Source organism: Cellulomonas sp. P4_B5_2 (genome assembly GCF_056402235.1).
Window position 1 is genome coordinate 1 of sequence record NZ_JBFUHU010000455.1, and the last position, 2,186, is coordinate 2,186.

General features: G+C 73.0%; 3 protein-coding genes. All 3 read right to left on the reverse strand.

All coding sequences use genetic code 11. The features are described from left to right. Window positions 1–260: 4Fe-4S dicluster domain-containing protein (locus tag AC1DUQ_RS21030; RefSeq protein ID WP_477074551.1), on the reverse strand; the 260-nt coding region annotated here is incomplete at its 3' end. Window positions 261–271: 11 nt separating this feature from the next. Beyond that, window positions 272–1,570: an FAD-dependent oxidoreductase gene (locus AC1DUQ_RS21035; protein WP_477061659.1), complete on the reverse strand. Its 1,299-nt coding sequence runs from the start codon at window positions 1,568–1,570 to the stop codon at window positions 272–274. After that, a partial coding sequence (locus AC1DUQ_RS21040) for an electron transfer flavoprotein subunit alpha/FixB family protein (RefSeq protein ID WP_477074552.1) occupies window positions 1,567–2,186 on the reverse strand: 620 nt, incomplete at its 5' end. The genes AC1DUQ_RS21035 and AC1DUQ_RS21040, both read right to left, overlap by 4 nt.

The following is a 2,186-nucleotide window of genomic DNA, read 5'->3' on the forward strand; positions in this document are numbered from 1 at the left end:
AACTGCACGCCCATGCCGCCGCGGGGGTAGTGCCAGGTGAGCGCGCCGGGGGGCGCCACCGCCGCGCACGCCCCGCACTCGCAGCACGCCGCGTACTCGACGGACACGGTGCCGTCGGCCTCCCGCGCGTAGACCCGCGCAGGGCAGACGGCGACGAGGCGGTCCGCGCACCCGGTGCGGCGCACCTGCTCTTGGTCCACCTGGATGTGGCTCTCCTGCTCGTCGGTCTCGAACCGGTTCCCGGCCAGTCGGTCGGACACGTTGCCCACGTTCACAGTGCTCGTACCCCCGCAAGTGCGTCGGAGACCAGGTCCCGCACGCGCAGCGGAGAGCGCCGGAGCGTTCTCCACGCCACGTCACGCAGGTGGCGCCGCGGGGTCAGGTCGTGGTGGAAGGCGCCGAACATCACGTCCGCGAGCAGCGCCCCGTACTGCTGGTACATGCGCTCGCGCTCGAGGAAGGCCGGTGCCTTGGCGTACGTGCGCATGTCCTGCCCCGCGAACGAGTCGAACAGCGCCGTGCGGTAGGCCGTGAGGCCCGCCTTGCTCGTGTCGCCGGCGGTGATCGCGGCGTCGATCGCGCCGGCCGCGGCGATCCCCGACGCGGCGGCGAGGTCCATCCCCCGCACGGTCAGCCCCGTGTTGAGGGTCAGCCCGGCGGCGTCGCCGACCACCACCATCCCGTCGGTGTGGATCTCGCCGACCATCTCCAGACCACCCTCGGCCACCAGGTGGCTGCCGTACTCGGCGACCTGCCCGCCCCGCAGCAGCGGCTCGACGAAGGGGTGCTGCAGGAAGTGCTCGAAGATGTCCGCCGACGACAACCCCTTGGCGACGAGATCGTCGAGCCGGAGCACGACCCCGACCGACACGGACTCGCGGTTGGTGTAGAGGAACCCGCCACCCCCGACGCCCTGCGTGCAGTCGCCGACGACGGCGTACGCCGCGCCCTCGTCGCCGCTCAGGTGGAACCGTTCCTCGATGGTCGCGGCCGGCAGGGACACCACGGCCTTGACCCCGAGCGCGAGGTGGTTCGTCGGCGGCTTGCTGCGCAGACCGGCGCCCCGTGCGAGGAACGAGTTGACCCCGTCCGCGGCGATCACCACGTGGGCGCGCAGCTCGTCCTCGCCCGCGCGGATGCCGACGACGCGACCGGCCTCGAGCATGACCTCGTCGACCCGGACGCCGGGCATGAGGAACACCCCGGCCTCCTCGCACTGCTCGGCGAGCCAGGCGTCGAGCTTCGCCCGCAGCACGGTCACCGCGTTGGTCGGCTCGGCGAGCCGCGCATCCTGGTAGTCGATGCCGACGGACGACGAGCCGTTGAGGAACTGCACGTAGTTGCGGGTGACCCGGCGCTCGACCGGCGCCCGGTCCAGGAAGTCCGGGAACACCTCCTCGAGGATGCGGGAGTACAGCACCCCGCCGGACATGTTCTTGGAGCCGGGGACCTCGCCACGCTCGACCAGCACCACGGACCGTCCGGCCTGGGCCAGCCGGTAGGCAGCGACGCAGCCCGCGATGCCCGCTCCGACGACGATGACGTCGAAGTCCAGCTCGGTCGCCGTCATGACAGCGCCTCCGTCAGTGCCGGCAGGACGCCGTACAGGTCACCGACGACGCAGTAGTCGGCCTCCGCGAAGTACGGGCAGTCCTTGTCCGAGTTGATGACGACGACCGTGCCCGCGCCGCGGGCACCGACGGCGTGCTGCAGCTGGCCGGAGACACCCACGGCCACGTAGAGGTCCGGAGTGACGTGCTGGCCGGTGACGCCGACGTACCGGTCGTGCGCGTACCAGCCCAGGCCCTCCGCCAGCGGTCGCGAGCAGGCCGACTCGGCATCCAGGGCACCGGCGAGCGCGTCGACGAGCCCGAGGTCGCCCTGGGCCCGGACGCCACGGCCCGCCGTGACGATCCGGGTGGCACGCGACAGGTCGACGCCGGCGCGTTCGCCGGGTCGCGTCTCGACCACGGTGACGGTGGTGGTCGGCTCCACGGCGACCTCGGTCACGGGAGCGGACCCCCCGACGGACGCGGGTCCGCCGTCCACGACGACGACCGCGGGACCGGTCACCCGGTCGGTGCGCTGGGCGATCCCGCCGAACACGGCGCGGGTCAGCTCGACCGCCCCGTCGGCCACGGCAACCGCGGTGACCAGCGTGAACGCCGGTGCCCCGAGCGCGGCCG